General features: G+C 49.9%; 24 protein-coding genes and 3 tRNA genes. 20 read left to right on the forward strand and 7 right to left on the reverse strand.

Features of this window, described 5'->3' with window-relative positions:
- Position 1: 1 nt before the first annotated feature.
- From C2I18_RS17805 to C2I18_RS17835, 7 genes are all read left to right on the forward strand, one after another.
- Positions 2 to 706, forward strand: a complete 705-nt coding sequence (locus C2I18_RS17805; protein WP_249897087.1) for an ABC transporter ATP-binding protein — start codon at positions 2 to 4, stop codon at positions 704 to 706.
- An 81-nt stretch (positions 707 to 787) separates the two neighbouring features.
- Positions 788 to 1,984 carry an ABC transporter substrate-binding protein gene (locus C2I18_RS17810; RefSeq protein ID WP_249897088.1) on the forward strand — a complete coding sequence of 399 codons (1,197 nt, stop codon included), beginning with the start codon at positions 788 to 790 and terminating at the stop codon, positions 1,982 to 1,984.
- Between the two features lie 169 nt (positions 1,985 to 2,153).
- Positions 2,154 to 3,284, forward strand: coding sequence for an alanine dehydrogenase (gene ald / locus C2I18_RS17815; protein WP_249897089.1), 1,131 nt, complete (start codon positions 2,154 to 2,156; stop codon positions 3,282 to 3,284).
- A 172-nt stretch (positions 3,285 to 3,456) separates the two neighbouring features.
- Positions 3,457 to 3,528 (forward strand) — tRNA-Glu (locus C2I18_RS17820).
- Between the two features lie 5 nt (positions 3,529 to 3,533).
- Positions 3,534 to 3,616 (forward strand) — tRNA-Leu (locus C2I18_RS17825).
- Between the two features lie 153 nt (positions 3,617 to 3,769).
- Positions 3,770 to 5,413, forward strand: coding sequence for a response regulator transcription factor (locus C2I18_RS17830; protein WP_249897090.1), 1,644 nt, complete (start codon positions 3,770 to 3,772; stop codon positions 5,411 to 5,413).
- A 116-nt stretch (positions 5,414 to 5,529) separates the two neighbouring features.
- Positions 5,530 to 7,197 (forward strand): cache domain-containing sensor histidine kinase, encoded by a 1,668-nt coding sequence (locus C2I18_RS17835; protein WP_249897091.1) that lies wholly within the window; start codon positions 5,530 to 5,532, stop codon positions 7,195 to 7,197.
- A gap of 87 nt (positions 7,198 to 7,284) precedes the next feature.
- On the opposite strand, the gene C2I18_RS17840 is transcribed toward C2I18_RS17835, so the two are convergent.
- The 5 genes from C2I18_RS17840 to C2I18_RS17860 form a co-directional block, all read right to left on the reverse strand.
- Positions 7,285 to 8,175 (reverse strand): carbohydrate ABC transporter permease, encoded by an 891-nt coding sequence (locus tag C2I18_RS17840; protein WP_249897092.1) that lies wholly within the window; start codon positions 8,173 to 8,175, stop codon positions 7,285 to 7,287.
- 11 nt (positions 8,176 to 8,186) lie between these two features.
- Complete coding sequence (locus C2I18_RS17845; protein WP_249897093.1) at positions 8,187 to 9,077, reverse strand: ABC transporter permease; 891 nt, start codon at positions 9,075 to 9,077, stop codon at positions 8,187 to 8,189.
- A gap of 82 nt (positions 9,078 to 9,159) precedes the next feature.
- Positions 9,160 to 10,809 (reverse strand): type 2 periplasmic-binding domain-containing protein, encoded by a 1,650-nt coding sequence (locus C2I18_RS17850; RefSeq protein ID WP_249897094.1) that lies wholly within the window; start codon positions 10,807 to 10,809, stop codon positions 9,160 to 9,162.
- Positions 10,810 to 10,990: 181 nt separating this feature from the next.
- Positions 10,991 to 11,623, reverse strand: coding sequence for a hypothetical protein (locus C2I18_RS17855; protein ID WP_249897095.1), 633 nt, complete (start codon positions 11,621 to 11,623; stop codon positions 10,991 to 10,993).
- Positions 11,624 to 11,657: 34 nt separating this feature from the next.
- Positions 11,658 to 11,855 carry an XRE family transcriptional regulator gene (locus tag C2I18_RS17860; protein ID WP_249897096.1) on the reverse strand — a complete coding sequence of 66 codons (198 nt, stop codon included), beginning with the start codon at positions 11,853 to 11,855 and terminating at the stop codon, positions 11,658 to 11,660.
- Positions 11,856 to 11,999: 144 nt separating this feature from the next.
- Between C2I18_RS17860 and C2I18_RS17865 the strand changes: the two genes are divergently transcribed.
- Together C2I18_RS17865 and C2I18_RS17870 are read left to right on the forward strand one after the other, a co-directional pair.
- Positions 12,000 to 12,365, forward strand: coding sequence for a helix-turn-helix domain-containing protein (locus C2I18_RS17865; RefSeq protein ID WP_249897097.1), 366 nt, complete (start codon positions 12,000 to 12,002; stop codon positions 12,363 to 12,365).
- An 83-nt stretch (positions 12,366 to 12,448) separates the two neighbouring features.
- A tRNA-Leu gene (locus tag C2I18_RS17870) sits at positions 12,449 to 12,531 on the forward strand.
- Positions 12,532 to 12,688: 157 nt separating this feature from the next.
- Here C2I18_RS17870 and C2I18_RS17875 read toward each other — a convergent pair.
- Positions 12,689 to 13,168, reverse strand: coding sequence for a glutathione peroxidase (locus C2I18_RS17875; protein WP_249897098.1), 480 nt, complete (start codon positions 13,166 to 13,168; stop codon positions 12,689 to 12,691).
- A gap of 172 nt (positions 13,169 to 13,340) precedes the next feature.
- On the opposite strand from C2I18_RS17875, the gene C2I18_RS17880 reads away from it, so the two are divergent.
- The 3 genes from C2I18_RS17880 (at position 13,341) to C2I18_RS17890 (ending at position 14,749) form a co-directional block, all read left to right on the forward strand.
- A complete protein-coding gene (locus C2I18_RS17880) occupies positions 13,341 to 13,760 on the forward strand; it encodes an organic hydroperoxide resistance protein (RefSeq protein WP_249897099.1) in 420 nt (139 codons plus the stop codon).
- Between the two features lie 191 nt (positions 13,761 to 13,951).
- Positions 13,952 to 14,230, forward strand: a complete 279-nt coding sequence (locus tag C2I18_RS17885; RefSeq protein ID WP_249897100.1) for a hypothetical protein — start codon at positions 13,952 to 13,954, stop codon at positions 14,228 to 14,230.
- Positions 14,231 to 14,329: 99 nt separating this feature from the next.
- Positions 14,330 to 14,749 carry a thiol-disulfide oxidoreductase DCC family protein gene (locus tag C2I18_RS17890; RefSeq protein WP_249897101.1) on the forward strand — a complete coding sequence of 140 codons (420 nt, stop codon included), beginning with the start codon at positions 14,330 to 14,332 and terminating at the stop codon, positions 14,747 to 14,749.
- Between the two features lie 96 nt (positions 14,750 to 14,845).
- Here C2I18_RS17890 and C2I18_RS17895 read toward each other — a convergent pair whose 3' ends face one another.
- Entirely contained in the window at positions 14,846 to 16,036 is a 1,191-nt protein-coding gene (locus tag C2I18_RS17895; protein ID WP_249897102.1) for a copper amine oxidase N-terminal domain-containing protein, read from the reverse strand.
- A 276-nt stretch (positions 16,037 to 16,312) separates the two neighbouring features.
- On the opposite strand from C2I18_RS17895, the gene C2I18_RS17900 reads away from it, so the two are divergent.
- Genes C2I18_RS17900 through C2I18_RS17935 form a run of 8 tightly spaced genes read left to right on the forward strand, consistent with a single transcriptional unit; the run spans position 16,313 to position 24,692 of the window.
- On the forward strand, positions 16,313 to 17,509 hold the full coding sequence (locus C2I18_RS17900; RefSeq protein WP_249897103.1) for a P-loop NTPase family protein: 1,197 nt from the start codon (positions 16,313 to 16,315) through the stop codon (positions 17,507 to 17,509).
- Positions 17,502 to 18,770, forward strand: a complete 1,269-nt coding sequence (locus C2I18_RS17905) for a TadA family conjugal transfer-associated ATPase (protein WP_249897104.1) — start codon at positions 17,502 to 17,504, stop codon at positions 18,768 to 18,770. Before C2I18_RS17900 ends, C2I18_RS17905 begins: the two co-directional genes overlap by 8 nt.
- A gap of 23 nt (positions 18,771 to 18,793) precedes the next feature.
- Positions 18,794 to 19,603 carry a type II secretion system F family protein gene (locus C2I18_RS17910; protein ID WP_249897105.1) on the forward strand — a complete coding sequence of 270 codons (810 nt, stop codon included), beginning with the start codon at positions 18,794 to 18,796 and terminating at the stop codon, positions 19,601 to 19,603.
- 40 nt (positions 19,604 to 19,643) lie between these two features.
- Positions 19,644 to 20,489 (forward strand): type II secretion system F family protein, encoded by an 846-nt coding sequence (locus C2I18_RS17915; protein ID WP_249897106.1) that lies wholly within the window; start codon positions 19,644 to 19,646, stop codon positions 20,487 to 20,489.
- 13 nt (positions 20,490 to 20,502) lie between these two features.
- Positions 20,503 to 20,691: a Flp1 family type IVb pilin gene (locus C2I18_RS17920; RefSeq protein WP_249897107.1), complete on the forward strand. Its 189-nt coding sequence runs from the start codon at positions 20,503 to 20,505 to the stop codon at positions 20,689 to 20,691.
- Complete coding sequence (locus tag C2I18_RS17925; RefSeq protein ID WP_249897108.1) at positions 20,688 to 21,350, forward strand: TadE/TadG family type IV pilus assembly protein; 663 nt, start codon at positions 20,688 to 20,690, stop codon at positions 21,348 to 21,350. Before C2I18_RS17920 ends, C2I18_RS17925 begins: the two co-directional genes overlap by 4 nt.
- A 42-nt stretch (positions 21,351 to 21,392) precedes the next feature.
- A complete protein-coding gene (locus C2I18_RS17930; RefSeq protein ID WP_249897109.1) occupies positions 21,393 to 23,657 on the forward strand; it encodes a hypothetical protein in 2,265 nt (754 codons plus the stop codon).
- Between the two features lie 12 nt (positions 23,658 to 23,669).
- Positions 23,670 to 24,692 (forward strand): TadE/TadG family type IV pilus assembly protein, encoded by a 1,023-nt coding sequence (locus C2I18_RS17935; protein ID WP_249897110.1) that lies wholly within the window; start codon positions 23,670 to 23,672, stop codon positions 24,690 to 24,692.
- Positions 24,693 to 24,697: the final 5 nt, after the last annotated feature.

The following is a 24,697-nucleotide window of genomic DNA, read 5'->3' on the forward strand; positions in this document are numbered from 1 at the left end:
TATGCTATCAGTAGAAGGAATTAACGTATATTACGGGGCGATCCACGCCCTGAAGGATTTGAGCATTCATGTCAATGAAGGCGAAATCGTTACTCTGATCGGAGCGAACGGCGCCGGCAAGTCAACGCTGCTCAAGACATTATCGGGGCTGCTCAAGCCGAAGACGGGTGCTATTCAATTTTTGGGCAAACCGATTACGAATCAAAGCGTGCAGGCGATTGTAAAAGAGGGCCTTATTCATTGTCCCGAAGGCCGGCGCGTGTTCGCCAATATGTCGGTAGAGGAGAACCTTGAGCTGGGGGCGTATCTGCAGAATTCCGGCAGTCTCGCTGCTGATTTTGAGAAGATCTACACTACCTTCCCGCGTCTCTTGGAACGGAAAAAACAGCTGGCCGGAACCTTGTCCGGCGGTGAACAGCAGATGCTGGCCATGGGCCGGGCCATGATGGGCCACCCTAAGCTGCTGCTGCTGGATGAGCCGTCCATGGGCCTTGCGCCGCTGCTGGTACAGGATATTTTCCGGATCATCCAGGAGGTTAATGCTGCCGGAACAACGGTGCTGCTTGTCGAGCAGAATGCCCATCAGGCACTGAAGATTGCCCACCGTGCCTATGTGCTGGAGACAGGCAGAGTGGTTCTTGAAGGAGACGCCCAGGAGCTGGCTGACTCTGAAGATATCAAGGTCGCTTACCTAGGCGGTCATTAAACAGGTCTTTTTAGCGCCACTTACATTGCGGCATCACTGAAATACCATATAAACATATTATTTTTAGGAGGCTGGAAGAGGATGAAGAAAATCGGGGCCATTATTTTGACTACGGTGCTTGCTGCGTCAATGCTGGCAGGCTGTGGTAACAACACAGAGAGCAACACTGCTGCGAGCGGCGGCAACGCTGCCGGAGACACCATCAAGATTGGTGCAAATCTTGAGCTTACAGGCGGTCAGGCATCTTTCGGCGACTCCGCGCTTAAGGGAGCTCAACTTGCAGTCAAAGAAATCAATGATGCAGGCGGTTTGCTGGGCGGCAAGAAGCTGGAGCTGATTGAAGCGGACAATGCTTCCAAATCTGAAGAAGCGACCCGTGCAGCCCAAAAGCTGATCACAACCAACAAGGTTGTGGCGATCATCGGTTCTACTACATCCACGAATACGCTCGGTATTGTACCGGTTGCGCAGGAAAAGGGGATTCCGCTGATCAGCTCCTCGGCAACCAACCCTAAAGTGACCGTTGACGAGCGTTCAGGCGAATTAAATGAATGGGTATTCCGCGCTTCCTTTATCGATCCTTTCCAAGGCGAGGTAATGGCCAATTTTGCCAAAGATACGCTGGGTGCCAAGACCGCAGTAATCTATACCGATACGTCCAGTGACTACTCCAAAGGCCTGCAAACCTTTTTCAAAGAAACCTTCACCAAGAACGGCGGAACCATCCTGAGCGAAGAGTCTTATCAGCAAAAGGATTCCGACTTCAAAGCCGTATTGACACGGATCAAGGAAGCTAATCCTGATGTCATCTACCTGCCTGGTTATTATGAAGAGGTAGGTAAAATTCTGAAGCAAGCCAGGGAAATGGGCATTACGGTTCCATTTATGGGCGGCGACGGCTGGGATTCCCCGCAGCTGGCTGAAATTGCCGGCGCTGCAGCGCTCGACAATACGTACATGTCCAACCACTATTCACCTGAAGACAGCGCGCCTGAAGTGAAGACCTTTGTAGATGCGTTCAAAGCTGCCAACGGAGACGTTGTACCGGACGGTATGGCTGCACTCGGTTATGATGCCGTGAAGCTGCTGGCAGATGCCATCACACGTGCGGATTCCACAGAGCCGGCCAAATTGAAGGATGCACTGGCTTCCACGAAGGACCTGCAGCTTGCTACAGGTAAAATTACGATGAATGAAACGCATGACCCTGTAAAATCAGCGGCTGTGCTGAAATTCGTAGACGGCAAACAAGCCTTCGAAACAAAAGTTAATCCATAAGCGAAGTTTTGGCATACTATAATGCGTGGCAAGATGTAAGGACCGCGATCATGAATTGTTTATAAAAGGGGGCTTCTATGCTCCCTTTGTTCCTTGACTGTGACAAGAAAGGCTCCCTGCGGGCCTTTCTTTTGTCATATCACTCACTAATTTGAGGAGGGAGAGCCAAATGATTATCGGCATACCTAAAGAAATCAAAAACAACGAGAACCGGGTGGCGGTCACACCTGCTGGGGTTGAAGTATTTTGCAGAGCAGGGCATACAGTAGTGATAGAGCAGTCTGCCGGTGCAGGCAGCGGTTTTGGTGACGGCGAGTACCTGGACAGGGGTGCACAAATTGCGGATACGGCAGCTGATGTATGGGAAAAGGCAGAAATGATTATGAAGGTGAAAGAGCCGCTGCCGGAAGAATACGGTTATTTTCGCAAAGGGCTTATTCTGTTCACATATCTGCACCTCGCCCCTGAAGCTGCATTAACAAAGGCGCTTGCAGATACCGGGGTTATTGCGGTCGGCTATGAAACGATCCAACTTGAGGACGGCTCGCTGCCGCTGCTGATTCCAATGAGTGAGGTCGCAGGCCGTATGGCTGTGCAGATCGGTGCCGGTCTGCTGGAGAAGTCCCGCGGCGGCAAAGGTGTTCTGCTTGGCGGTGTTCCGGGAGTACAGCCGGGTGAGGTGGTTATTGTGGGCGGCGGCATCGTCGGCATGAACGCGGCAAAAATTGCCCTGGGGATGGGGGCCAGAGTGACTGTTCTGGATTTGAATGCGAACCGGCTTCGTGAGCTGGATGATTTGTTCGGCGGACGCCTGGTCACCATCATGTCGGATACTTATCAGATCGAACAAGCGGTTCGCAAAGCGGATCTGCTGATCGGAGCGGTGCTCATCCCGGGTGCCCGTGCGCCGAAGCTGGTGAAGGAGTATATGGTGCAGCAGATGGCTGAAGGCTCTGTTATTGTGGACGTGGCCATTGATCAGGGCGGTTCTATCGAGACGATTGACCGGATTACTACACATGAGAATCCGGCCTATGTGAAGCATGGTGTCGTCCATTATGCGGTCGCCAATATGCCCGGTGCTGTTCCCCGCACATCAACACTTGCGCTTACCAATGTGACAATGCCTTATGCGCTGTTAATGGCGAACCGGGGGATTCACGAAGCGGCGTTAAATAATGCGGCTCTGGCCAAGGGAGTGAATGTGGCTGGCGGCTATGTGACGAATAAGGCGGTGGCACAAAGTCTCGGGTACGAGGCTGCTGACGCTCTTCAGAGCTTGAAAGCCTATGAAGGATAGAAGGATTTCCGGTACGGATTTTATCCTCAGCTGGAGGGCGGAAGGGTAGCGGGGGACGGCTTATTTGTTGGTATGCCGCTCCCCGGAATATTTTTTTGAAAAATGCTTGTCAAATATTCCGAGGCTATGATATACTCATTTTTGTTGTGACAAAGAAATAAATTAACAGCATGGCCCGTTGGTCAAGGGGTTAAGACACCTCCCTTTCACGGAGGTAACAGGGGTTCGAATCCCCTACGGGTCATATATGCGGTAGTGGTGGAATGGCAGACACGCTATCTTGAGGGGGTAGTGGGTGTATACCCGTGGAGGTTCGAGTCCTCTCTACCGCATACTAACTACAGAGCGGCAAATCCTTGAATGACTAAGGATTTGCCGCTCTTTTTATTTTTTTTAAGTACCTGCTGCTGGCTCCAGCCCGATTTTTCATTGAAATTCTGACAATAATAACGCTTCTTTGGTATAATTTCTCTTAAGGTTATAAGGTGCTTTTAATAAGAATAGTACATCGACGAGGGATGATCATGTATAAATTATTAATTGTTGATGATGAGCTGCTTATGAGAGTTGGAATTCGTTCTATGATTGATTGGGAAGAACATGGATTCCGGGTTGTCGGAGAAGCCGGGAATGGAAAGGAAGGCCTGGAATTAGCGCTGGCAACCTCACCTGACCTAATTATTACTGACATCAAGATGCCGGTGATGGATGGACTGCAATTGATCCGCGAAATTTCCGGGGAATTAAAGGCCTGCAAATATGTTATTCTAAGCAATTTCGATGAACTGAATTATGTGAAAGAAGCACTGAAGTTAGGCGCGACAGATTACCTGATTAAGAGCGAGATTGCACCCGGATCCTTAATAGAATTGCTTACGGCTATTCGAAGCAAGCTGCAGGCTGAGTTCAGCAGCCAGGGCAATATTCAACGCATGCCATACAATGTCACAAGGAGTCTGGGCCATCTCAAGGAGGATCTTTTCAAGGACCTTATTAATGGATTTATAAGTGAACAGGATGCGGATACAAGAGCGAATGAGCTGGATATAAAGGTTAAATCAGACCATCTGGCTGTCCTCATATTCAAAGTGAACGATTTCGATGTAGTCAAAAAGAAGTATATAGAAAAGGATGAGAAGCTGCTCAGGTTTTCCATTCTGAATATTGTAGAAGAAGTTGTCCCTTCCAAATGGAGCAGAGAAATTATTATTGGGAATTCATCGGAATATTTGGTCTTTGTGAATACTTTAGCCGGCAGCAGTTCTCAGCGCAGCGAGATTGAAAAGCTGTGCAGGAAGATTATTGCCTCCATAAAAGATTTTATGAACCTCGATTTAAGCGCCGGCGTCAGCACTGTTGTTCCAGGCTTCAAATATATAAAAGCAGCGTACGAGGAAGCTGAACTTGCCTTAAGTAACCGGTTCTTCGACAGCACCCGTAATATTTTGTTTTATGAGGATATGGCTAAACTGCCTCTTCGTGCAGCGATTACACCATTGCTCAGCGCGGAGGAAGAACATGATTTTGTAACCGTCTGGGAAAGTAAGGATGAGGCCAAGGCTGCGGAATTGTTAGCCGGAATCCGTACTGAACTAGCTGCACTGCAGGCGGATGAGTCCAGTATTCGTGAGAAGTATATATTGCTTATGGAAAAATTGCACTCCCATTTTCCTGCGGCTGCCAAACGGCAGCGCCCTTCTCATGTGGAAAGGTCACCTTATGAAACTATATTAAAAGGCGAGAACTGGGAGGGGATACATCAGAGTGTGCTGGATTATATTTGTTATTGTTTTGAAGTTGAATCCAGCATTATACGTGAGCGTTCGTATACAGAAATGGCGGTTGAGATCATAAACAAATATTATGGTGAGGATATTTCTTTACAAAGCGTGGCGGGTCAAATCAATGTTAATCCTTCGTATCTGAGCCGTATATTCAAACAGGAGCGGGGAGAGAATTTCATTTCTTATTTAACCCGCGTCCGGATTGAAAGAGCAAAGGCTTACTTACGCGGAGGCAAGCTGAAAGTTTATGAAATCGCTGACAAGGTTGGTTATCACAATCACACCTATTTTAGTAAAATATTCAAGAAAATTGTAGGGATGTCTCCTGAGGAGTATAGGGAATAAAAGTTCTGCTATTATGTATACCGGAGAGGTGCACCATGCGGGGAAGGCATCCTGTTCGTATAAAGACGAAAATTATGGTTATTTGCCTGACGGTAATTATCCTTCCTGTATTTGTGATGACCATAAATTCCTACCGGTCTTCTGAAGAATTGCTGGAGCATAACTACAGGGGGCTCATGAAGGATTTAGCCAAGCAAACCAATATACGCATTGACGAGTTTTTGAAAGAAATTGAGAAGATCTCTTTATTGGCCAGTAACGGGCTCAGCAGTACTTTATCCGCCACCTTGGAGGGCAGTTATCCTATTCAGGATTATCTGCGGATTGGAGGGGTGCAAAACGAGAATGCTGCCTACAATAATCTAATGAACTACATCATGATGAAAGACCGTGTCTTCTCCATATACCTGTATAACTTGAACGGCGGCGCCGACCTGTTTGTCAGTCCCAATCAACCGATCAACTACGAATATAAAGCCGCGAATGAGCTGTGGTTCAAAAAATTCATGCATACAAAGGATAGAACCATTACATTAACAACCCGTATTGATGAGCAGCTAAAAAATAAAATACTCGCTGTCTCACACGCAAGAAAAATATACGATGTGACAACCGGACGGCTCCTGGGCGTAATTGTTGTCAGCATTGATATCAAGTTTATTGAGATTGTAAACAGCAACCTGCAGGAGGCGCTCCGCTCCAGGTTTATGATTGTCGACGCTGAGGATAAAATTGTCTATAACGTGGATGACCGTTTGATCGGCACATTGTTCAGAGATAATGTCCGTCCGGATGAAACTAAGAACATTGTGGTCACTAACCCGTTAAGCCAGCAGGAATGGACCACCTATTTGTATATGCCGATGGATCAATTGACTGACGAGGGCGAGCTGTTGGGCCGTAATCTGATTACGCTGGCCCTTGTGATGTCCCTTTTTGCGATTATTATCTCGATCTTTCTGTCCAATGTAATTACCCGCCCCATCAAGAAGCTGATGAATAATATCAGATTGGTCGAAAAAGGGCTATTCGAAAAGGTGCAGCCTGTTGGCTCGAAAGATGAATTCGGGCACTTGTCTAACCGGTTCATTAAGATGTCCTATGAATTAAAGCAGCTTATTGAGCGGATGCAGAAGGAGGAGAGCGAGAAGGCGGCTGCAGAGATAAGGGCACTGCATTCCCAGATCAATCCTCATTTTTTGTATAATACATTAGGTTCTGTGAAGTGGATGGCTTCTATGCAAAAAGCGGACAAAATTGTGGACATGACCGAAGCGCTAATTTCGATGCTCCGTTATGCCTCAAGATTTGACGGGACCCTGGTGACGATCCGTGAAGAATTGGACAACATCGTCAATTACGTTACCATTCAGAACGTCAGATACTATAATTCTATTCAGACCCGGTATGATATTGAGGCCGCATTGCTGGATAACCGCATACCTAAAATGATATTGCAGCCCATTATCGAAAATGCGATTTTTCATGGCTTTGCGGAGCTTGAAGAAGAGGGGATAATTACAATCCGGATTCAATCCAAAGGCAGTGATATTGTTATTGAAATCTGTGATAACGGCATTGGCATGGATGAAGAAGCCATCCGGGTTATGACCGGGAATTGGGCGGATTCCGAAGGCGGGACCAAAGGGATCGGGCTGCAGAATGTCCAGCGGCGGATCCAACTTCATTTCGGCCCTTCCTATGGAATCAGGGTGGACAGCAGTGCAGGTGAAGGCACCACATTTACTATTTTGTTACCGGGTATTGTTGAGAATATAAAATAACTAGAGGAGCAGTTCTCCCATAGACGGAGAACTGCTCCTCTAATGTTAGAGCCGTAGAAAATGATGCTTCGATAGTCATCCGGGCGCTTACCCTTTGACACTGCCAAGTACCAGGCCTTTAGTAAAATACTTTTGCAGGAACGGATATACCAGCAAAATAGGAATGGCACCCAAAAACATCTGTGCAGCCCGTCCGGTTCTTGCGTTCATCATAGACAACAACTGGGTATAGTCGGTTCCCGATTTAAGCATGATCTGTTCAAAGCTCTGCAGTAATGTTTGCAGATAGCTTTGAAGCGGATAGTTGGCAGGATTATTCATATAAATGATTCCGTCGAACCATGAGTTCCAGTGACCGACGATACTGAACAAGCCTACAGTTGCAAGGGCCGGCTTCAAGAGGGGGAGAAGGATCCGGGTCAGAATTTGCACGGGCCCTGCTCCGTCAATAATTGCAGATTCTTCGATTTCCTCCGGTAAACCGCGGATGAAATTCATAAGAATAATCATGCTGAATACAGGAAGTGCGCCAGGCAGAATCAGTGACCAGATCGAGTTAATCAGCCCTGTCTTTACCACTACAAGATAAGTCGGAATTAATCCGCCGTTAAACAGGATCGTCACGATAAAGAAACCCATGTAGAGATTGCGGCCCATCAGCTTTTGCCTGGACTTGGAAAGCGGGTAGGCGGTAAGCACCATTAGAATAAGATTGATAAGGGTACCTATAATGACCCGTTTCAGCGACACCCACAGAGAGGTAAAGAAAGCGCCTCCGGTCAATGCAAATTCATAGGCTTTGGTTGTGAAGTCCACGGGCCAGAATGCCACGTTGCCGGCCGAGACGGCAGCGCTGCTGCTGAAAGATACGGCTAACAAATTGATAAAAGGCAGAATGCAAAGTAATGAAGTTATGATTAAAATCGTGTAATTCAGGATATGGAACAGGCGTCTTCCCAGGCTTTTGTCTTGGATCATAAGGGGCCTCCTTAAAAAATGCGGTAGTTGGCTACTTTGTAGGCCAGAATATAGGACACTCCCACGAGAATACACGATATTACTGACTTGAACAGGCCTACGGCTGCGCTGATGGAATACTGTGCCTGTTGAATTCCAAGACGGTAGACATAGGTATCAATGATATCTCCGGTCTGATAGACGACTGGTGAATACAGGTTGAAGATTTGGTCGAATCCTGCATTGAGCACACTGCCAAGCGATAAAACAGACATCAGGACAATGGTTGGCATAAGCAGCGGCAAGGTGATATAGAGCGTCTGTTTCCATCTTTTGGCCCCATCAATGACCGCGGCTTCATACAGACCCGGGTCGATGCTGGTTAAAGCAGCGAGGTATACGACTGTACCGAAGCCGAAGCCCTTCCAGATATCACTGACAATCATAGTCCATGGAAAAATAGAAGGGCTGCCCAGGAAGGCGACAGGCTTTAATCCAAAGATGCTTAAGAAGTTATTGATAATGCCGTCTGCACTAAGGATATCCAGCAGAATGCCCGCCATGATTACCCATGACAGGAAGTTCGGGATGTAGACAAGGGTCTGAAAGGTACGTTTAATACCGCTTCTGGCAACCTCATTCAGCATCAGGGCGAACATTACCGGTATGATGATACCGCCAATGATTTTAAAAGCAGACATGTAAAGAGTATTCCAGATGGTCCGTACAAAGTTAGGCTGATTAAAGACATGATGGAAATTGTCCCAGCCTACCCAGGGTGAATTGAAGCCCAGGCCGGGATTATATTTCTGGAATGCTATAACGAGTCCATAGAAGGGAACATAGCTAAAGATGAAGACCAGCACAAGGCTTGGAATCAGCATTAAATGGTACGGGCTTTGCTGTTTTAATTTCTTTATCATTTACAGCTCCTCCATTTCAGTGTTAAGTTAGGCGCATCAAGCACAGGGGCGAGATGACTCGTCCCCTGTGTACTGGAGAAATTTATTTCCCGTATGCTGCGTTAACTGCCTCAGTGGCTGCATCTCCACCCGCTGTCCGCCAGTTCTGGACAATGGTATCGAAGTAGTCGATGCTCTCGGAGCCCATTATAATTTTGGTGAATCCTTCGGTTAAAATGTCATCCAGAGTGGTTCCATAGCTTGCGAGGGCTTCCGGACTGGCTCCCCATAGCGCTGTCTTGATGTAATTTCCGCTATCAAGTATCTTTTTGGCCTGGCTGTAGGCGGCCTTTGGAGCGCCCTGCTGCAGATAGTCACCTACTGCACCTGGTGTGGCGTTGGTTATGAATTCGACACTGTTATTATATTTCTGCCACATCCCCGAGGTCGTTAAACCGCTGGTGTCTTTAGACTCCAGGGCGGCCGATACAGCCTCGAACTGCTCGTAATCCGAGTTTGGGTTAAGGACGCGGAAGGCGCCTACCACGTGTGCCACATCGTTATCCAGCAGGGCAGACAGGGTTTCGTTGGATTCCTTGCCAACGCCTTCGTCAACAATATAGGCATAGTCGTTAAGGAGTTTAATGGCAGCCTCCGGATGCTTAAATCCTTTTTTGATCACAATGTAGTTGCCGTTGGCGAAGAAAACAGATTGTTTCGCTTCCTTGCCATCAGTTGTCGGGATCAGATAAGGATAAAAAATAGCTTCCTTGCCCAGATTGGATATGGTATCTACACCGGGATTATATCCCCACCATTGATAGTAAGGCTGAATTCCCACCTTGCCTGCAACAATATCAGCATTCATGGCACTGAAATCTTTAATTGCGAATTCCGGATCTAGAATCCCTGCTTTGTACCATTCTGCCCATTCCGTAAGCGCAGCCTTCATTTCCGGCTGAGTGGAGCCGTACACAATCTTGCCGTCCGCATCTTCAATCCACATATCCGGATGAGCGTTCCATGCAACTGCGAGCAAGTTAAGGTAATCCAGAGTCTGATCGACAGCTATGCCGTAACCGCCGTGTTTTTCCATGAATTTAAGGGCTGTGTCTTTGATATCTGCAACGGATACAGGGTCTTTGATTCCAAGTTCTTCTTTCCAATCATTACGGATCCATACAAAATCCGGCTGGTCGATTAATCCCCAGTGCAGCTGCGGAATACCATAGAGCTTCCCGTCTTTTTTGCCCGACTCATAGCTGTCAGCATCGGCCTCCATATAACCCTTAAGGCGTTCTGATGCATAACCGTCAAATACCTCTGTAAGATCCATAATCATATCGGCTTCCATCAGCTGCTGCAGTTGGGAAGCATTTACCCTGAATACATCGGGAAGATCATTTGAAGAAATAGCCAGATTAAGCTTGGTGTCATATTCATCACTGACCCAGTCTGTGACAACATCAATGTTATATTTTTCTTTATAGCGTTTGATCCAGACATTGTTAGTGATGTCATCACCCGGCGGATATTTTGCGGAGGAGTATTCGGAAGTTACGGTGTGAATCGTTACGGGTTCTTTAAATGCACTGAACGCCGGATCAGAAGGATCGACTTCATTAGCACTTGTCCCGTTACCGCCGGGAAGCTCACCCGCTGAGGCGTTGCCTTCATTGCTGTTACCGCTGCATGCTGCCAGCAGTAAGATCATGCATAGTGTAAGCATTACATTCACAGTTTTTTTGAACATGCTTCTACCCCCGTTAATCTCATAGTTATGGGACCGCTTGCATAACTAATTCTAATCGAGAGGGAAGCGGAGTGTAATAAATAATATTTACAGGATTGCGCTACTTTTTTGACTTGCTAAAATAGAATAGGATACAGTTGCACTTATTTTACTTTATTCTTTTCATTTCTTGTTTTTTAAATCACCTGTTCAGAGCACCGGCGTATTTGGGATATAATTGACGGATACATTCGGGACAAATATCATGAGTGAACTGCAGAGAAAGCTGCTGCTTCAAAAAGCGTTCAATCGTAATCCATTCCTCCTTGCTGTTACGGATGGATTTGCAGGAAGCGCAGATCGGTACAAGGGGCTCGGATTTATGGCGTAAGCGCAGAGCACGGCTGCCGTGAATGGAGTGAAGCTGATGATGATTAAGTACCGGTCCTGCATGCTGCAGGCACAGAACGGTTAGCCGTTCCGCAGCGGAATCTCCGGTGATTAAAGGGAAGGACTCCGCACGGAACATCCTTGGGATTTTACCGGGGGGCTGCAGTATGATTTCCAGGCTAACGGTCAGGCGTTCACCCTGAAGTATTTCCTGTAAAGCGTCACCCAGCGTAATTAACTGCACAGGGTTAACTGCAAGATCTTCAAACAGACTTAGATAATGATTGCCGGTCCGGTCAAGGGCGGAATACAGCTCACAACACCGGCAGCATTCCTTCCAGCTGTCGCTGACGAACAGGATGGAGCCGCAGCTGTCAATAACCAGCGCATTGTGCGGCAGCGCATTTAGAGCGTGAACAAGGGAAGAAGATATGCTTAACGGCAAAAGTTATCGCTCCTCAGATGATGCAGAATAATTGCTAGGACGGGGGCAGGTTCAGCAACTCCGCAATCTGGCGGCGGTACCGTTCTGCCCTGCGGGTGCCATGAATCAGATTGGACAGGCGATAAGGCGGGATTCCGTGTAATTCGCAGAACTTTTTCTGGTCCAGCTGCATTTCCGTCAGACGCTGTTTGATTGCCCAGCCATAGGGTGTAACAGGACGTTTACTGTTCATCAGGCTTCACCTCTTATCGACCATCCAGCCGTTATGATATAATGGACAGGAATAATAATAGTTAATTATATACTTTTTTACGTCATTTTACAATAAAAAATACGTTTTTAAGTCATATCAATGAATGTGGAAGGCGGTTGTCACATGCAGTCCATTTATGAGCGGATTGAATATATGATCAAACAAAAGGGGATAACCAAAAAATCCTTTTGCGAGCAGCTGAATATCAGCACAGGCAACATGGGGGACTGGAAGCGGGGCAAATCGACTCCGGGGACGCATAAGCTGATTGAGATCGGCGCTTTTTTTCATGTCAGTCTGGATTGGCTGATTCTGGGCAAAACGGCTGCCGAAACGGTGCGTGAAAACGGGGAAGGGTATTCGTCTGCCCAAATACGGCAACTGAATTGCCAAATTGGAGAACTGGAGCCGCAGGAGAAGGCATTCATTGAAGAGTATATGGAATTCCTGCAGTACCGTAAGCAGAAAAATAAGGACGAAAATTCCTGAGTACATACCTTTACTTTTAGGAGCAATACGTTTATAATATTGAATGTTGACCTCAGACGTTGTTGTAATGGTTAACACACCGCGCGGTAGTGGTGGAATGGCAGACACGCTATCTTGAGGGGGTAGTGGGTGTATACCCGTGGAGGTTCGAGTCCTCTCTACCGCATACTAAGAAACCTGAAGTTCCTTAACGGAATTTCAGGTTTTTTTGTTTTGTATATTGTCCGCTAAATTAATATGGATATCAAAAAAAGACACTCTTCGCACTTGGCATCAGGCCGGGAGTGAAGAGTATCTTTTTGAACGTAATAGCAGAAATAGATTTAGTCCAGAAGCTTGCTGATATCGGCCTCAATCTGATCCGGTGTAGTCTGCGGAGCGAACCGCTTGAGCACACGGCCTTCCTGGTCAACCAGGAATTTGGTGAAATTCCATTTGACACTCTTTGAACCGAGTACGCCCGGAGCTTCCTTGGATAAATATTTGAAGAGGGGATGGGCTTCGTCACCCTTAACGTCAACTTTTTCATACATCGGAAAGGTTACCCCGTAGTTAATCTCGCAAAACTCTGCTATATCATCGCTGTCACCCGGCTCCTGTCCGGCAAACTGGTTGCTCGGAAAGCCCAGCACCTCAAAGCCGCGGTCTTTGAATTTATCGTACACTTCCTGGAGACCCTTTAATTGAGGGGTGAACCCACATTTGCTGGCTGTATTCACGACGAGCAGCACTTTGCCTTTGTACTTGGACAGCGACTCCTCATTACCCCGCAGGGTGGTGGCTTCAAAATCATAAACGCTCATGAATCATGCCTCCCGGTCCTTTGATTTATAACAATTTAATTGTACACCATTTATAGCAGGATGCAAACGTCAAGGATGTGACAGCTGCCTGTCTGTTCGTTTCAAAAAATATGAATGGTTTAAAGTTAGGGTGTGAAGGTATAACTTAAATTTGAAAAAGGAGAGGATTAGGATGAAAGCATTGTATACAGCATCAGCGACGGTTCACGGCGGACGGGAAGGCTCGGTGGAATCCTCGGATGGAGTTCTGAAGCATGACCTGAAAATGCCGAAGGAGCTTGGCGGTCCGGGAGGACAGGGTACAAATCCTGAGCAGCTGTTCGCAGCAGGATATGGAGCCTGCTATGAAAGTGCCCTGGCGAATATTGCCCGCAAAGAAGGCGTAAAGCTGCAGGATGTGGAGGTAGTCTCCAACGTATCCATCGGAAAAGATGACAGCGACGGCGGCTTCAGACTGGCGGTGCGGCTCGATGTGAAGCTGCCGGGCATTGAACGCGCGCAGGCTCAGGAGCTGGCTGAAAAAGCGCATGCTTTTTGCCCATACTCCAAGGCGACCCGCGGCAATATTGATGTAGAGTTAAATGTCATATAATAGCGTTATAAATGCCTGATTGCGGGAATAATGGCTAAATAGAGACAGGAACACCAGGATGGGCAATAAATAGCGGCCGGGAGCGTGCGCGTTGGTTGACATCACCCCCAAAATTCTTTAATATGTCTAAGTATCTGTTAAAGTCGCGTGTGCTCTAAACTTTCCAAAAATTTAAATAATGGGTGATGAAGATGTCTTATAGACCGAAAATTACGAGTGTGACCAAAGCCAGCAGCAACGATAAAGACGGATTGTACGAATTCATTATTAAGACTGCTGACGGAACGCAGTGCCGCGCGTTCTACAATCGGTTTCCGGAATGGAAAATGACAAACATCAGCCGACTGCTTAAGGCGCCGTGTCCGGTTTGCCGCAAGGATTTCATCTGCAAATGTATGGAAAACTTCACTGCCGAGTTCGAAGATCAGATGATCGGCGACCAGTGGATCGATAAGGCGATTGCTGAATAACTTCATGAACGGACGATAATGCGCGGGAGCAATCCCGCGTTTTTGCTATATTTACGGGAATAATATGTTATGGATGGAAAATAGAAAGGGGAAGAGCGGATGGAGGACCAGAAGCTGCATACAAAAGAACATTCAGTAGTGCTGATCGATGGTGTCTGTCATCTGTGCCAGGGGCTTGTCCGGTTTATTATTCCGCGTGATCCAAAAGCCAGATTAAGGTTTGCACCCCTGCAAAGCGAAACCGGGCTCCGGCTGCAGCAGTCATACGGGCTTGATTCCGGGCAGCTTAGCACAGTGGTGCTGCTGGAGAACGGTACTGTCTATACGGAGTCAGCTGCAGTACTACGGATTGCCCGCCGACTGCGTTTTCCCTGGCCGCTCGCATATCTGTTTATTCTTGTACCGGGGCCGCTTAGAGATGCCGTATACCGTTATGTAGCGAAGAACCGGTACCGCTGGTTCGGGCGGGATGAACAGTGCCTAATGCCGACACCGGATATCCGGCGCAGATTTCTGTAGGGTGCGTGCGCAGCAGATGCCTTTGAACACAAAAGCAGCGGGAGTGGTTGGCTCCCGCTGCTTTTTTTTGCCGGAAACAGTGGTTAAGAAACGGGCTTACTGCTTCAATGTTTCAGTGCCCAGATTATAGGTCTGCACAAGCTTCCACTTGCCGTCTGCTGATTTCTTAACGGTAGAAACGGTATAGGAACGGGTATCCTGAAACTGCGGGCCTTGTAGTTTCTTGGTGGTTTGCACCGCATAGATAGCGGCTTCAGTGCCTGTGTAATCAATGATTCTGGAAGATTCAATGGCAGCCTCCAAATCATAGACACGGAAAACCTGGGCGAGAATCTGTCTGGTCTGCTCCAGTGCAGGCGAGGACTCATCAATGGTGCTTATGGCTCCTTCCAGATCTTCTTGGTTAGAGTAATCGATATTGGCCTGGAGAACTGCTTTGATGGCATCTTCATCCGCTTGTGGAACGGATTCTGCTGCGGTCATCTCTTCCTCCGGCAGGTAATATTGAATGGCCTGTACTTGAAGGCTGCTGATTGTCCAATCTGCGCTGGTGCTGCTTCTGGTCAGCGAATAGATGTATTCCGCTTTGCTGTCCGGCATGAAGGAACCGCTGATGATGTCCGTAGTTTCGATCGTGCGTACGGTGGCTTCCTTATCTGTCGCATCAAGGACATCCAGCTGAAGAATGGATGTGGCCGTATCGTATTTCTTCGCCTGTTCTTTCAGTGACGGCTCAATCTGTATAAGCGGCGACCGCGGATCGATCAGGCTCATGAAGCCTTCTGTATCCTCGCCATTGGAGTAATCAATATATTTCTCAAACAGTGCATTGATGCCTTCCATATCTACAGTTTGTTTTTGAACACTTGTGATTTGGACTGTCTTTGCTTTGGCATCCCAGCTGACAGCATTGCCTGTCGCTTCACTCACAAAACGCAGCGGAACATAAGTAACATTGCTGATCATCTTAGGAGCGGCAGCCAGCTGCTTCACCGTTCCATTAATAGTCGCTTTTTTGCTGCCGATCTGGAGCTTGATTGTGAGACCTTCTTTGGCGGCTGTGATGGAACTTGTCTTCGCGTCCCAAGTCAGATCCAGGCCAAGCTTCTCAAAAACAGGCCGCATAGGAACGAGGATGGAATTGTTCTCCTGCAGTGGAGCGCTGTTCGTCAGGTTGAGCTTCTGCTGGTCGATGAATACCGTAACAGGCTGCTCTGCAGCGGCAGCCGTCAGGCTGATGGTACCGGACAAAGCAAGGACGGCTAAGAAACCGGGAATGACTTTCATGGCGGATTATCTCCTTTAGTATATGTACTTGGTCGCATCGGCAGATGGACTTAACCATTATAAAAGCTAAGGAAGGATCGGGAAATATCCTGTATGGGATATGTAAATGCGTTGTTTACGTAATAAATATCAGGGTGAGTGATAAATTAGTTATTGATACGGGCACTTATATATGCTACTATAGCTGTAAATTATAGGAATTGTGACGGAAGCACCGTTCATTGACCGTATTTCACGGTTTTTGACGGTGCTTTTTTGCTGTCTGCAGTTCTGAATATGAAGCTGAAGGGAGTGGATGGTATGGCGGCAAGGATCGTGCTTGCAGTGCGGGAGAGTCAATATATAGGACCCTTACTGCATTACGTGCATCACAGCAATTATGGGGCACTGCTGCGGGTGACGGCTTTTAGCCGGCTGGATACGTTCATGGAATTTATGAAAGGCGAAGAAGTGCCGGATGCGGTTGTAGGCGATCCCGCTTTCATAGAGGCATGGCTGCTGGAAGGGAAGAATGCAGCTCCGTGGGCGCTCCTGAATGAAGACGGGAAATATTCAGGCAGAATTACCGGCAGCCTGGCCGGAGGTACAGTGATTGACAAATATCAGGCGCTGCCGTCACTTCTGGAGTCGATCCTTCAGCTGTGTGATGTGAAACGGAGTAAGACCTCTATCGCAGCCAAGGAAGCGACGCTACTGCTGGGAGTGGTCTCTGCGAACGGCAGCAGCGGTAAAACAACAGTCGCGCTTAATCTGGCTAAACAGCTGGGGGGCATGGGTTTATCTGTGTTTTATCTCAACCTGGAAAGTGTGGACAGCAGCGGGCTGTACCTGAGGCTGCCGTCCGGTGGTGCCCATGGACTGGAGCGCTTGCTGTACGAACTCAAAGCTCAAAGGGAGGAGGAGGGGAAAGACAATGCGCAGAAGCTGCAGCCGGGGAGGTATTGTGTCCGGAACGACAGTGTTCGCAGCGATGTATTCAGGCCGGTAGAGAACCTGAAGGAAATGCTGCAGATGACCCAGCAGGATGCAGCGGATTTGCTGGAGCTGCTGGGCAATGATGAACGCTATGATGCTGTCATCGTGGATACAGGCAGTCTTGAAGAAGAGCGGGCAAAGGCCGTGCTGCAGCACTGCGGCATGGTGTTATGGGTGCTGAGAAATGATGAGACAAGCATGGTTAAGACATCCAGGTGGCTTGAATACTTTGGCAGTCCGCATTCCGGGCTTCAGGAGGATATAGGGGGCAAGAGCCGGTTTGTGCTTAATTTTGCAGAGGAGCCGGCTATGAATCATAAGCCTGTTCCCCAAGGAATACGCCTGGATGGAATGCTTCCTTTTATCCCTTCCTGGGGACTCCACCATGGGGAGCTTTGCCTGAACTCACCGCAATTTCTGGAAGGTATACAGCAGCTCTGCAGGGGAATTATTGAGCCGGCCCTGCCGCGGGTATTTACCGGCAGCCTGTATGAATGAGGAGATGTTCAGGAAGCTGCGCAGTGAGATCCGGGCCGGACTGGATGTAACTTCCGCAGTCGGGAACCGGGAGCTTGCTTCCTATATTGAACGCGTGATTCTGGAAATGGACAGTCTGCGGTATTTGACGGCCCAGGAGAAGCACGCACTGATCAAAAAGCTGTTCGATTCCTTCCGGGGGCTGGACGTGCTGCAGCCGCTGGTGGATAACCCGAACATCACAGAGATTATGATCAACAGCCATGAGGAGATTTTTGTGGAAGAAGACGGGGCGATCCGCCGTCTTCCGCTGGCCTTTGAGTCCCGAAGCAGGCTGGAGGATATCATTCAGACGGTGGTGTCCGGGGTGAACCGGGTGGTGAATGATTCCACGCCGATTGTGGATGCGCGGCTCAGGGACGGCTCACGTGTCAATATTGTGCTCCCGCCGGTTGCGCTTAAGGGACCGGCGATGACAATCCGCAAATTTCCGGAGACGCCGATGACCATGAGCGAGCTGGTGAGGCGGGAGGCTATAAGCGGGGAGGCGGCTGAGCTGCTGAAGATTCTGGTGGCCGCCAAGTATAACATTTTTATCAGCGGAGGTACCGGTTCAGGCAAGACTACCTTCCTCAATGCCCTGTCGCAGTTTATTCCGCCGCAGGAACGGGTGATTACAGTAGAGGATTCAGCGGAGCTGCAGATCGTCACCGTGCCGAATCTGGTCTCGCTGGAGACCAGAAATGCGAACACGGAAGGCCGGGGCGAGATCAGCATCCGTGATCTGATCCGGTCATCGCTGCGGATGCGCCCGAACCGGATTGTGGTCGGTGAGGTCCGGGGAGCGGAATGTCTGGACATGCTCCAGGCGATGAATACAGGCCATGACGGTTCGCTTAGTTCAGGCCATTCAAACAGCGCACAGGATATGCTCAGCCGCCTGGAGACGATGGTGCTCAGCGCAGCCGAGCTGCCGGTAGCAGTGGTCCGCCAGCAGATCGGCTCAGCGATAGACATCTTCGTGCATTTGTCCCGGCTGAGGGACCGTTCACGCCGGGTGATGGAGATCAGCGAGGTTGCCGGGCTGCGGGACGGGGAGGTTGTACTGAATCCTTTATATGAGTTCCGGGAAACGGGAGAGTACGAAGGAAAGGTGCAGGGGGGACTTGTTCCGTGCGGAAATCCTCTGCTGCACAGCGGGAAGCTGAAGATGGCCGGATTAACGGACTATCCGCTGGCCTGCTACAGCGGCAGACCCGGGCAGAAGGAGGCGGTGTTCTGATTCAGCTGTTGAAGAAAGCCGGGATGCGAAAGAAGTTACCGGCAGACAAAAGACGGTCAGAAGGAGAGGCGGGATATTCAGGCCAGGCACAGCTGCCGGACTATACGGTGTACTTACTGGCGCCACTATCCAAAATGCTGGCCAGGCTGGCAGGCGGGGCAGTACTGCTGGGAATCGGATATCTTTTTTATCATAATCTGCTGCTGTCCCTGCTGCTTGTACCAGGGGGAGCTTATGCCCCGCGGCTGCTTCGTGACTATCTGCTGCAGCGCCGCCGCTCTGCGCTCAACCTTCAGTTCAAGCAGACCTTGTTCTCCCTGTCTTCCTCGCTGTCCGCCGGAAGATCAGTGGAGAATGCGTTCCGCGAGGCAGTAGAGGATCTGCGGATGCTCGACCCGGAGGGCGGGAGCGATATGATCTTTGAGCTGAATATCATCTGTGCGCGCATGGAATACGGCCAGCCGGTGGAGGAAGCGCTGCATGATTTCAGCAGGCGGGCAGGCATGGAGGATGTGGAGCGGTTCGCGGATGTGTTCTCGGTCTGCAAACGGACAGGGGGTGACCTTGTAGAAGTGGTGCGGCGCACCTCTGCTGTTATTGGCGAGAAGCTAGACATCCAGCAGGATATTGCCGTCAGCATCGCCCAGAAGAAATTTGAGGCCAAGGCGTTGCTTGTGTCCCCGCTGGGAATGGTGCTGTTCATGAGTCTGGCGGCAGGGGACTACATGGCGCCAATGTATACCGGCGCTGGAATGGTAATTTCCACTCTGGCACTGGCGGGATTGTTTCTCTGTTATCTCTGGACTGTGAAGATTATGGACATTCCGCTGTAAAGGAGGTGAGAAGGTGCGGTGGTTATGCATATCCGTGCTCGTGGCATGTACATCCTGCTGGGTGCTGCTATATTTCAAAAGCGGCAGCCGTTATGCAGGTCTGCGGCGGCTGCCAATGGAAGGGCTGCGGCTGCGCAGACTTGGTGAACCCTTCTTACTGGCCATCGAGAAAGGGAAGCTCAGCGTTTATATCCCCGCCGTCATGTTCAGGATTCAGCGGTCGCTGCAGCACAGGTACGGGATGCGGCATAGTGCAGAACGGACGCTGCTGTTCATAGGGGAGCTGTTCAGCTACAGCTGGCTGTCCGCAGCCGGCGGAAGCGTGCTGACACTGCTCAGCGGGGAGAGGGCCGGTGTTTTCCTGGGCGGATTTATGGCTGCGGTGCTTCCGGTTGCGCTCGTGAGAGACCTGCATCAAAAAGTGAAGCTGCGGGAGCAGAGCATTCTGCTGGAGCTCCCGGAGCTGCTGAACAGCATTGTCCTGCTCGTAGGCGCCGGTGAGAATGTGCAGCGGGCGATTATCCGCTGTATTGACAGCCGCAAGGGAGATTTCAGCCATCCGCTGTACAAAGAGCTGTCCCTGATGACGGGGGAATGGGACAGCGGTTACTCATTCCAGCAGGCATTCGAGAATTTCAGCAAGCGCTGTGCAGTGCAGGAGGTGTCGCTGTTTACGACTACGGTGCTGCTTAATTACCGCAGGGGAGGAAATGATTTTGTCTTGTCGCTGCGGGATCTTTCGCGGATGCTCTGGGAGAAGCGGAAGGCGATCAGCCGTACACGCGGAGAGCAGGCTTCATCCAAATTAGTGTTTCCGATGGTGGTAATCTTTTTAATTGTAATCGTTCTGGTTGGGTCACCGGCGTTGATGATGCTGAAAATGTAGGAGGAGGAAGAACATGATAACAGTGCTGACTGAAGGCGCAAAGAGCTTGTGGAAGGAAGAAGAGGGCCTGGGTACGCTGGAGATGATCATGATTATTGCGGTGCTGATTGCTGTGGTGCTGCTGTTTAAAGACAAGATTCAGGATGTGGTTGAAGCGCTGATCAAAACAGCCGGTGAAAAAAGCCAGGAAGTATTTGAGTGATAAGACTCGGGGACGACGAAGGCAGCTTTACTGTAGAAGCATCCATGCTGCTGCCCGTCATTGTGGGGATTACGATGCTACTGCTCTTTTTCTGCCTCTACAGTTATCAGAAGTCCATGCTGCTGCAGATCGCTTCAGTATCAACGGAGCGGGCCGCGTTCAACTGGGACAACAGCCGTAAATCAGCAGATGGTTCCTTTGCTGCAGGTGAATATGACTCACTGTATTGGCGGATCGGGGAGGACAACCTGCTGTCTTCCTTATTTGGGGGAGGCACAGGGGCCGGTGCCGTCACATTAGAACTTCCTGGGGAAGCTAAAGCCGGGGGAGCACTGCCTGTAATAAAGCTGCAGCAGTCTGCCGCGGTTGTTCCGGCTAACCTGACGGGGGAGATGCAGTATGCTTATGCACTTGCCGGACGGAAAGTAAGCGCCGAACTTAAGCATGTTCTCAATCTTCCGGTGCTGGATGGTCTGTTGGAGGATGGGGCCGATCCGAAAGTCACAGCCCGCTCTGTGGTGACTGAACCAGCCGAGTTCATAAGAACGGTGGACCTGATGCGTTATTACGGAGCCAAGTTCAAGGAAGCCGGGAACAGCAAATCCGGTACAGCCATGGATAAGCAAGACGCGTCCGCCATGATGTCTAAGCTGCGTTGAATCCTATGAAGATACGGTTAAGTCCGGGGAAGGGAGGTGCATATGAGGAAGAGTAGGGCTGGCGTTAATTCCTATAGATGGAAGCTGCAGATACTGAGGCGGAACGCTGGAACGGAAGGATCCGTCTCCATATTTCTGATTATGGTCCTGGCATTTGTATTTCTGTTTACCTCCGTACTGATTGATTATGCGCGGATTGCTGCAGCAAATGTGCAGGAGGAACGTCTGGCAAGAGCCGCAGTCCGCTCGGTAATGTCTTCTTATGATGTAGAGCTGCGCGAGAATTACGGTCTGTTCGCTTTTGGAGGTAAAGACGGCACCCAGCTGTTGTCGGTAGTGCTGAACGATAATTTCTATGAGAGCGGGCGGGGGGATGCCTTCAATCTATTACCGCTAAAGCTGGATTCCTCTGCCTTGAACCTCAGCAGGCCGCTTGGGAGTTACGAGGTTTTCCGCAGGGGGATTATGGAGGAGATGAAGTATAAGGCGCCTATTGATTTTGCGCTGGAGCTGGCCGGCAAGTTTAAGCCGTTGTCTGCGGCAATGGGGGAAGCCTCACGTTCGACCAAAGTGCTGGGCAAGCTGCAGCCCTTGTATGACGAACGGGAAGCAGCGCTTGATCAGATGATGCAGAAGCGGAAGGAAGCGGCGGAGAGCGGCAGGGAACTGCAGAAGCTGATTATGAATCCTCCGGGAAATTTAATAGCTTCAACTGCGCTGGGCGGCATTTCCTCTGCTGCTGATATTGCAGCAATGTACAGCGACTATGTCGGGAAATATTATGCCGATCTGTACCGGGACAAGAAGAAGGAATATGCAAGATATACTACTGAAATCAACCGTTATCTCAATCAGACGGGAGAACTGATTCCCAAGATTCCCAGGGCATTGTCTGAATTCCTTGCGAAGCATGCGAAGCTTATGGCGGAAGCCGGATCAGCGCTGCGGAAGGCAGCAGAACTGAATGAGCAGATGGGAACCATTCTGGAGCAGTCCCGGAGTAGCGGGGCTGAGAATGCACAGTATGCGGCCCAAGATTGGGATATCCCGGGAAGCGGTGGAGAGCTTAGTGCAGAGGCGCTTAGAAGGCTGCGTGAACAGGAAGAAGCCTTGATTATTGGAGCAGCGGAATTCAGTACCATGGAGAGTAATATTTCTGCACAGGAGTTATCTTTCCGCTCAGTGGAGCCTGCAGTGTCGGGATTGCCGGGCGTGCTGAATCAGGCGGGAGGACTGAATGCAGATACAACCCTTCTGAACACCTCGGTTCTGACAGCTTCACAGGCGGTAAACGGCTATCTGCTTAATTACGGGAATGGCGGCGGCATGACTTCTGCCCAGACCGCGCAGATTGAAAATCACCGTACTTCGGATGCAGAGCGCAAGGGGATGGAACAGCAGGCCAAAACCAGGCTGGGGGATGCCATGAGGCTGCTGGACCAGCTTCGTACACTGGGGAACAGCGCCTCCGCGGCCACGGAACGCTATGGGCTGCTCCGCCAATACAGCAGTGAAATCAGCAGCTTCAATAACGGAATGGATGACGGGATGCCTGTTAATGGAGGGAGTACAACAGATCCCTATAGTGCCGGAAGCTTATCGATGGATAAGGTCGATGGATTATACAGGGCAATCGGCAGCATTCTGGAGGGAGCGAGGGACAGGCTGTATCAGACCGAATATTCGGCACAATATTTTCCGCATTTTGAGGTTTCGCAGCTGACTCCGCTGGTAACCGGCCCGGTTAGTGATTATGCCGAAGCTCTTGCAGCCTCGCTTGATCCGCATGCCCAGGAGCTCGAATATGTCCTGTACGGTTTTCATAACTCTGGAGGAAATTTGGCTGCGGCATATGGCGAGATCTTTGCGCTGAGGCTGGCTGTCCGCACCATGGAGGGGCTGACCGAGAGCGCCCGCTACAGCAATCCGCTGGCGGTTCTGGCAGCTGCACTGCTGTACGGTGTCCGGAATGCTGTTCAGGATATGCTGCAACTATGTAAAACAGGAGAGATTCCGCTATCCAAATATCTGGATGTGAATTTGAGCTACCGTGATTATCTGCGGCTCTTCATGCTGCTGCATGGAGCAGGGGAGGGGCAGCTGTCCCGCATGCTAGCCTTGATCCGGCTCAACACAGGAATTAATCCGCTGGAGAAGTATACCTATGCCTCATCCGAAATCCGGATGGGCTTGCGGCTCTGGTTTCTGCCGGGAGTAGTCAAGCTGCTGGATTATACTGCCGGTCTCCCCGGCGATGTACAGGATAAGGTGTATTACAGAACGGTGAAAGCAGATTATTCCTATTAGCGGAGGTGGGAGATGAAGCGCTGTGCTGACATGCCAAGAGGCCATAGGGAAGAAGGCAGCATGGTTGTAGAGGCGGCTATGGTTCTCCCGGTGTATCTGCTGTTTGTCCTGTTTCTGATCTTTATGGTCCAGATGACCTTGTACTCAACAGCCTTGCAGAGCACCGCTTCTGACACGGTAAAGGTCATCTCGGCCCATATGTATCCTGCGGCTTTGGCTGCACAGCAGTGGGGTGGGGGCAGTATGGCGGAGGCGCCACCAGGCGGTAATGGGGCCGGGACCGGAACGGCTAAGGAGGGCGGGGCTAATCATAGCCCGGATACGCCTTCAGGGATCTGGACTATTCCGAGGCTGTCGCTGGAGGAGTGGAGCACCAGCTATGTGAAGGATCTTCCGGAGCCTGTCGGGGAATGGGTCAAAGCAGCGGAGCAGAAGGGAGAAGGGCCGCTGCAAAAGCTTCAGGCCGGGACATCAGAGGCTGTGCTGGATCTTGCCCTTAAACCTCTTATGAGGCCTTACCTGTCCTCAGACTGGCTTGATTTTGAGCGTATCCATGTCTCCAATGTGACAATACCTGAAATGAAGAAAGGGACCAGGCCGTATTTTGGAATCGTAGTCAGCTACGAGCTGCCGATGAAGGTTCCCTTTCTGAATCAGGCTATTGTACTGGAGGCTGCTGCAGTAGAACGGTTATGGATTGGGGATACCGGTGAAGAAGGGAAGGATAACGCTGATGGAGGTGAGGCGGAACAGAGCTCTATCATCATCCTGGAAAAGCCTGATCCCGGGGTGGCCAACCGGCAGGGAAAGGTAAGGATCAAGGTTCCGCCGAATGCATCTGCGAATCTGGCGGTCTTCTACAAAACAGGACAGAGTACAGCTAAATACTTGGGCTGGAAGCAGGCGGATGGCAGCGGTTATATTGAGTGGGAATGGAAGATCGGCGTAAATACCACGCCCGGATCATGGCCTCTGGTTATTCAGCTTGCGGATGGAACTACGCTGGAAGCTACGTTTACGGTAGTAAAACGATGATGAGG

It is taken from the genome of Paenibacillus sp. PK3_47, from assembly GCF_023520895.1.
In the GTDB taxonomy this organism is placed as follows: Bacteria; Bacillota; Bacilli; order Paenibacillales; family Paenibacillaceae; genus Paenibacillus_AQ.

Coding starts and splice junctions, on each gene's coding strand:
- C2I18_RS17930 (WP_249897109.1), top strand. CDS start 21,393: ATGAGGAAGAGTAGGGCTGGCGTTAATTCCTATAGATGGAAGCTGCAG.
- C2I18_RS17850 (WP_249897094.1), bottom strand. CDS start 10,809: ATGTTCAAAAAAACTGTGAATGTAATGCTTACACTATGCATGATCTTA.
- C2I18_RS17805 (WP_249897087.1), top strand. CDS start 2: ATGCTATCAGTAGAAGGAATTAACGTATATTACGGGGCGATCCACGCC.
- ald (WP_249897089.1), top strand. CDS start 2,154: ATGATTATCGGCATACCTAAAGAAATCAAAAACAACGAGAACCGGGTG.
- C2I18_RS17920 (WP_249897107.1), top strand. CDS start 20,503: ATGATAACAGTGCTGACTGAAGGCGCAAAGAGCTTGTGGAAGGAAGAA.
- C2I18_RS17910 (WP_249897105.1), top strand. CDS start 18,794: ATGCGAAAGAAGTTACCGGCAGACAAAAGACGGTCAGAAGGAGAGGCG.
- C2I18_RS17890 (WP_249897101.1), top strand. CDS start 14,330: ATGGAGGACCAGAAGCTGCATACAAAAGAACATTCAGTAGTGCTGATC.
- C2I18_RS17875 (WP_249897098.1), bottom strand. CDS start 13,168: ATGAGCGTTTATGATTTTGAAGCCACCACCCTGCGGGGTAATGAGGAG.
- C2I18_RS17885 (WP_249897100.1), top strand. CDS start 13,952: ATGTCTTATAGACCGAAAATTACGAGTGTGACCAAAGCCAGCAGCAAC.
- C2I18_RS17845 (WP_249897093.1), bottom strand. CDS start 9,077: ATGATAAAGAAATTAAAACAGCAAAGCCCGTACCATTTAATGCTGATT.
- C2I18_RS17900 (WP_249897103.1), top strand. CDS start 16,313: ATGAAGCTGAAGGGAGTGGATGGTATGGCGGCAAGGATCGTGCTTGCA.
- C2I18_RS17935 (WP_249897110.1), top strand. CDS start 23,670: ATGAAGCGCTGTGCTGACATGCCAAGAGGCCATAGGGAAGAAGGCAGC.
- C2I18_RS17860 (WP_249897096.1), bottom strand. CDS start 11,855: ATGAACAGTAAACGTCCTGTTACACCCTATGGCTGGGCAATCAAACAG.
- C2I18_RS17905 (WP_249897104.1), top strand. CDS start 17,502: ATGAATGAGGAGATGTTCAGGAAGCTGCGCAGTGAGATCCGGGCCGGA.
- C2I18_RS17895 (WP_249897102.1), bottom strand. CDS start 16,036: ATGAAAGTCATTCCCGGTTTCTTAGCCGTCCTTGCTTTGTCCGGTACC.
- C2I18_RS17840 (WP_249897092.1), bottom strand. CDS start 8,175: ATGATCCAAGACAAAAGCCTGGGAAGACGCCTGTTCCATATCCTGAAT.
- C2I18_RS17865 (WP_249897097.1), top strand. CDS start 12,000: ATGCAGTCCATTTATGAGCGGATTGAATATATGATCAAACAAAAGGGG.
- C2I18_RS17810 (WP_249897088.1), top strand. CDS start 788: ATGAAGAAAATCGGGGCCATTATTTTGACTACGGTGCTTGCTGCGTCA.
- C2I18_RS17880 (WP_249897099.1), top strand. CDS start 13,341: ATGAAAGCATTGTATACAGCATCAGCGACGGTTCACGGCGGACGGGAA.
- C2I18_RS17835 (WP_249897091.1), top strand. CDS start 5,530: ATGACCATAAATTCCTACCGGTCTTCTGAAGAATTGCTGGAGCATAAC.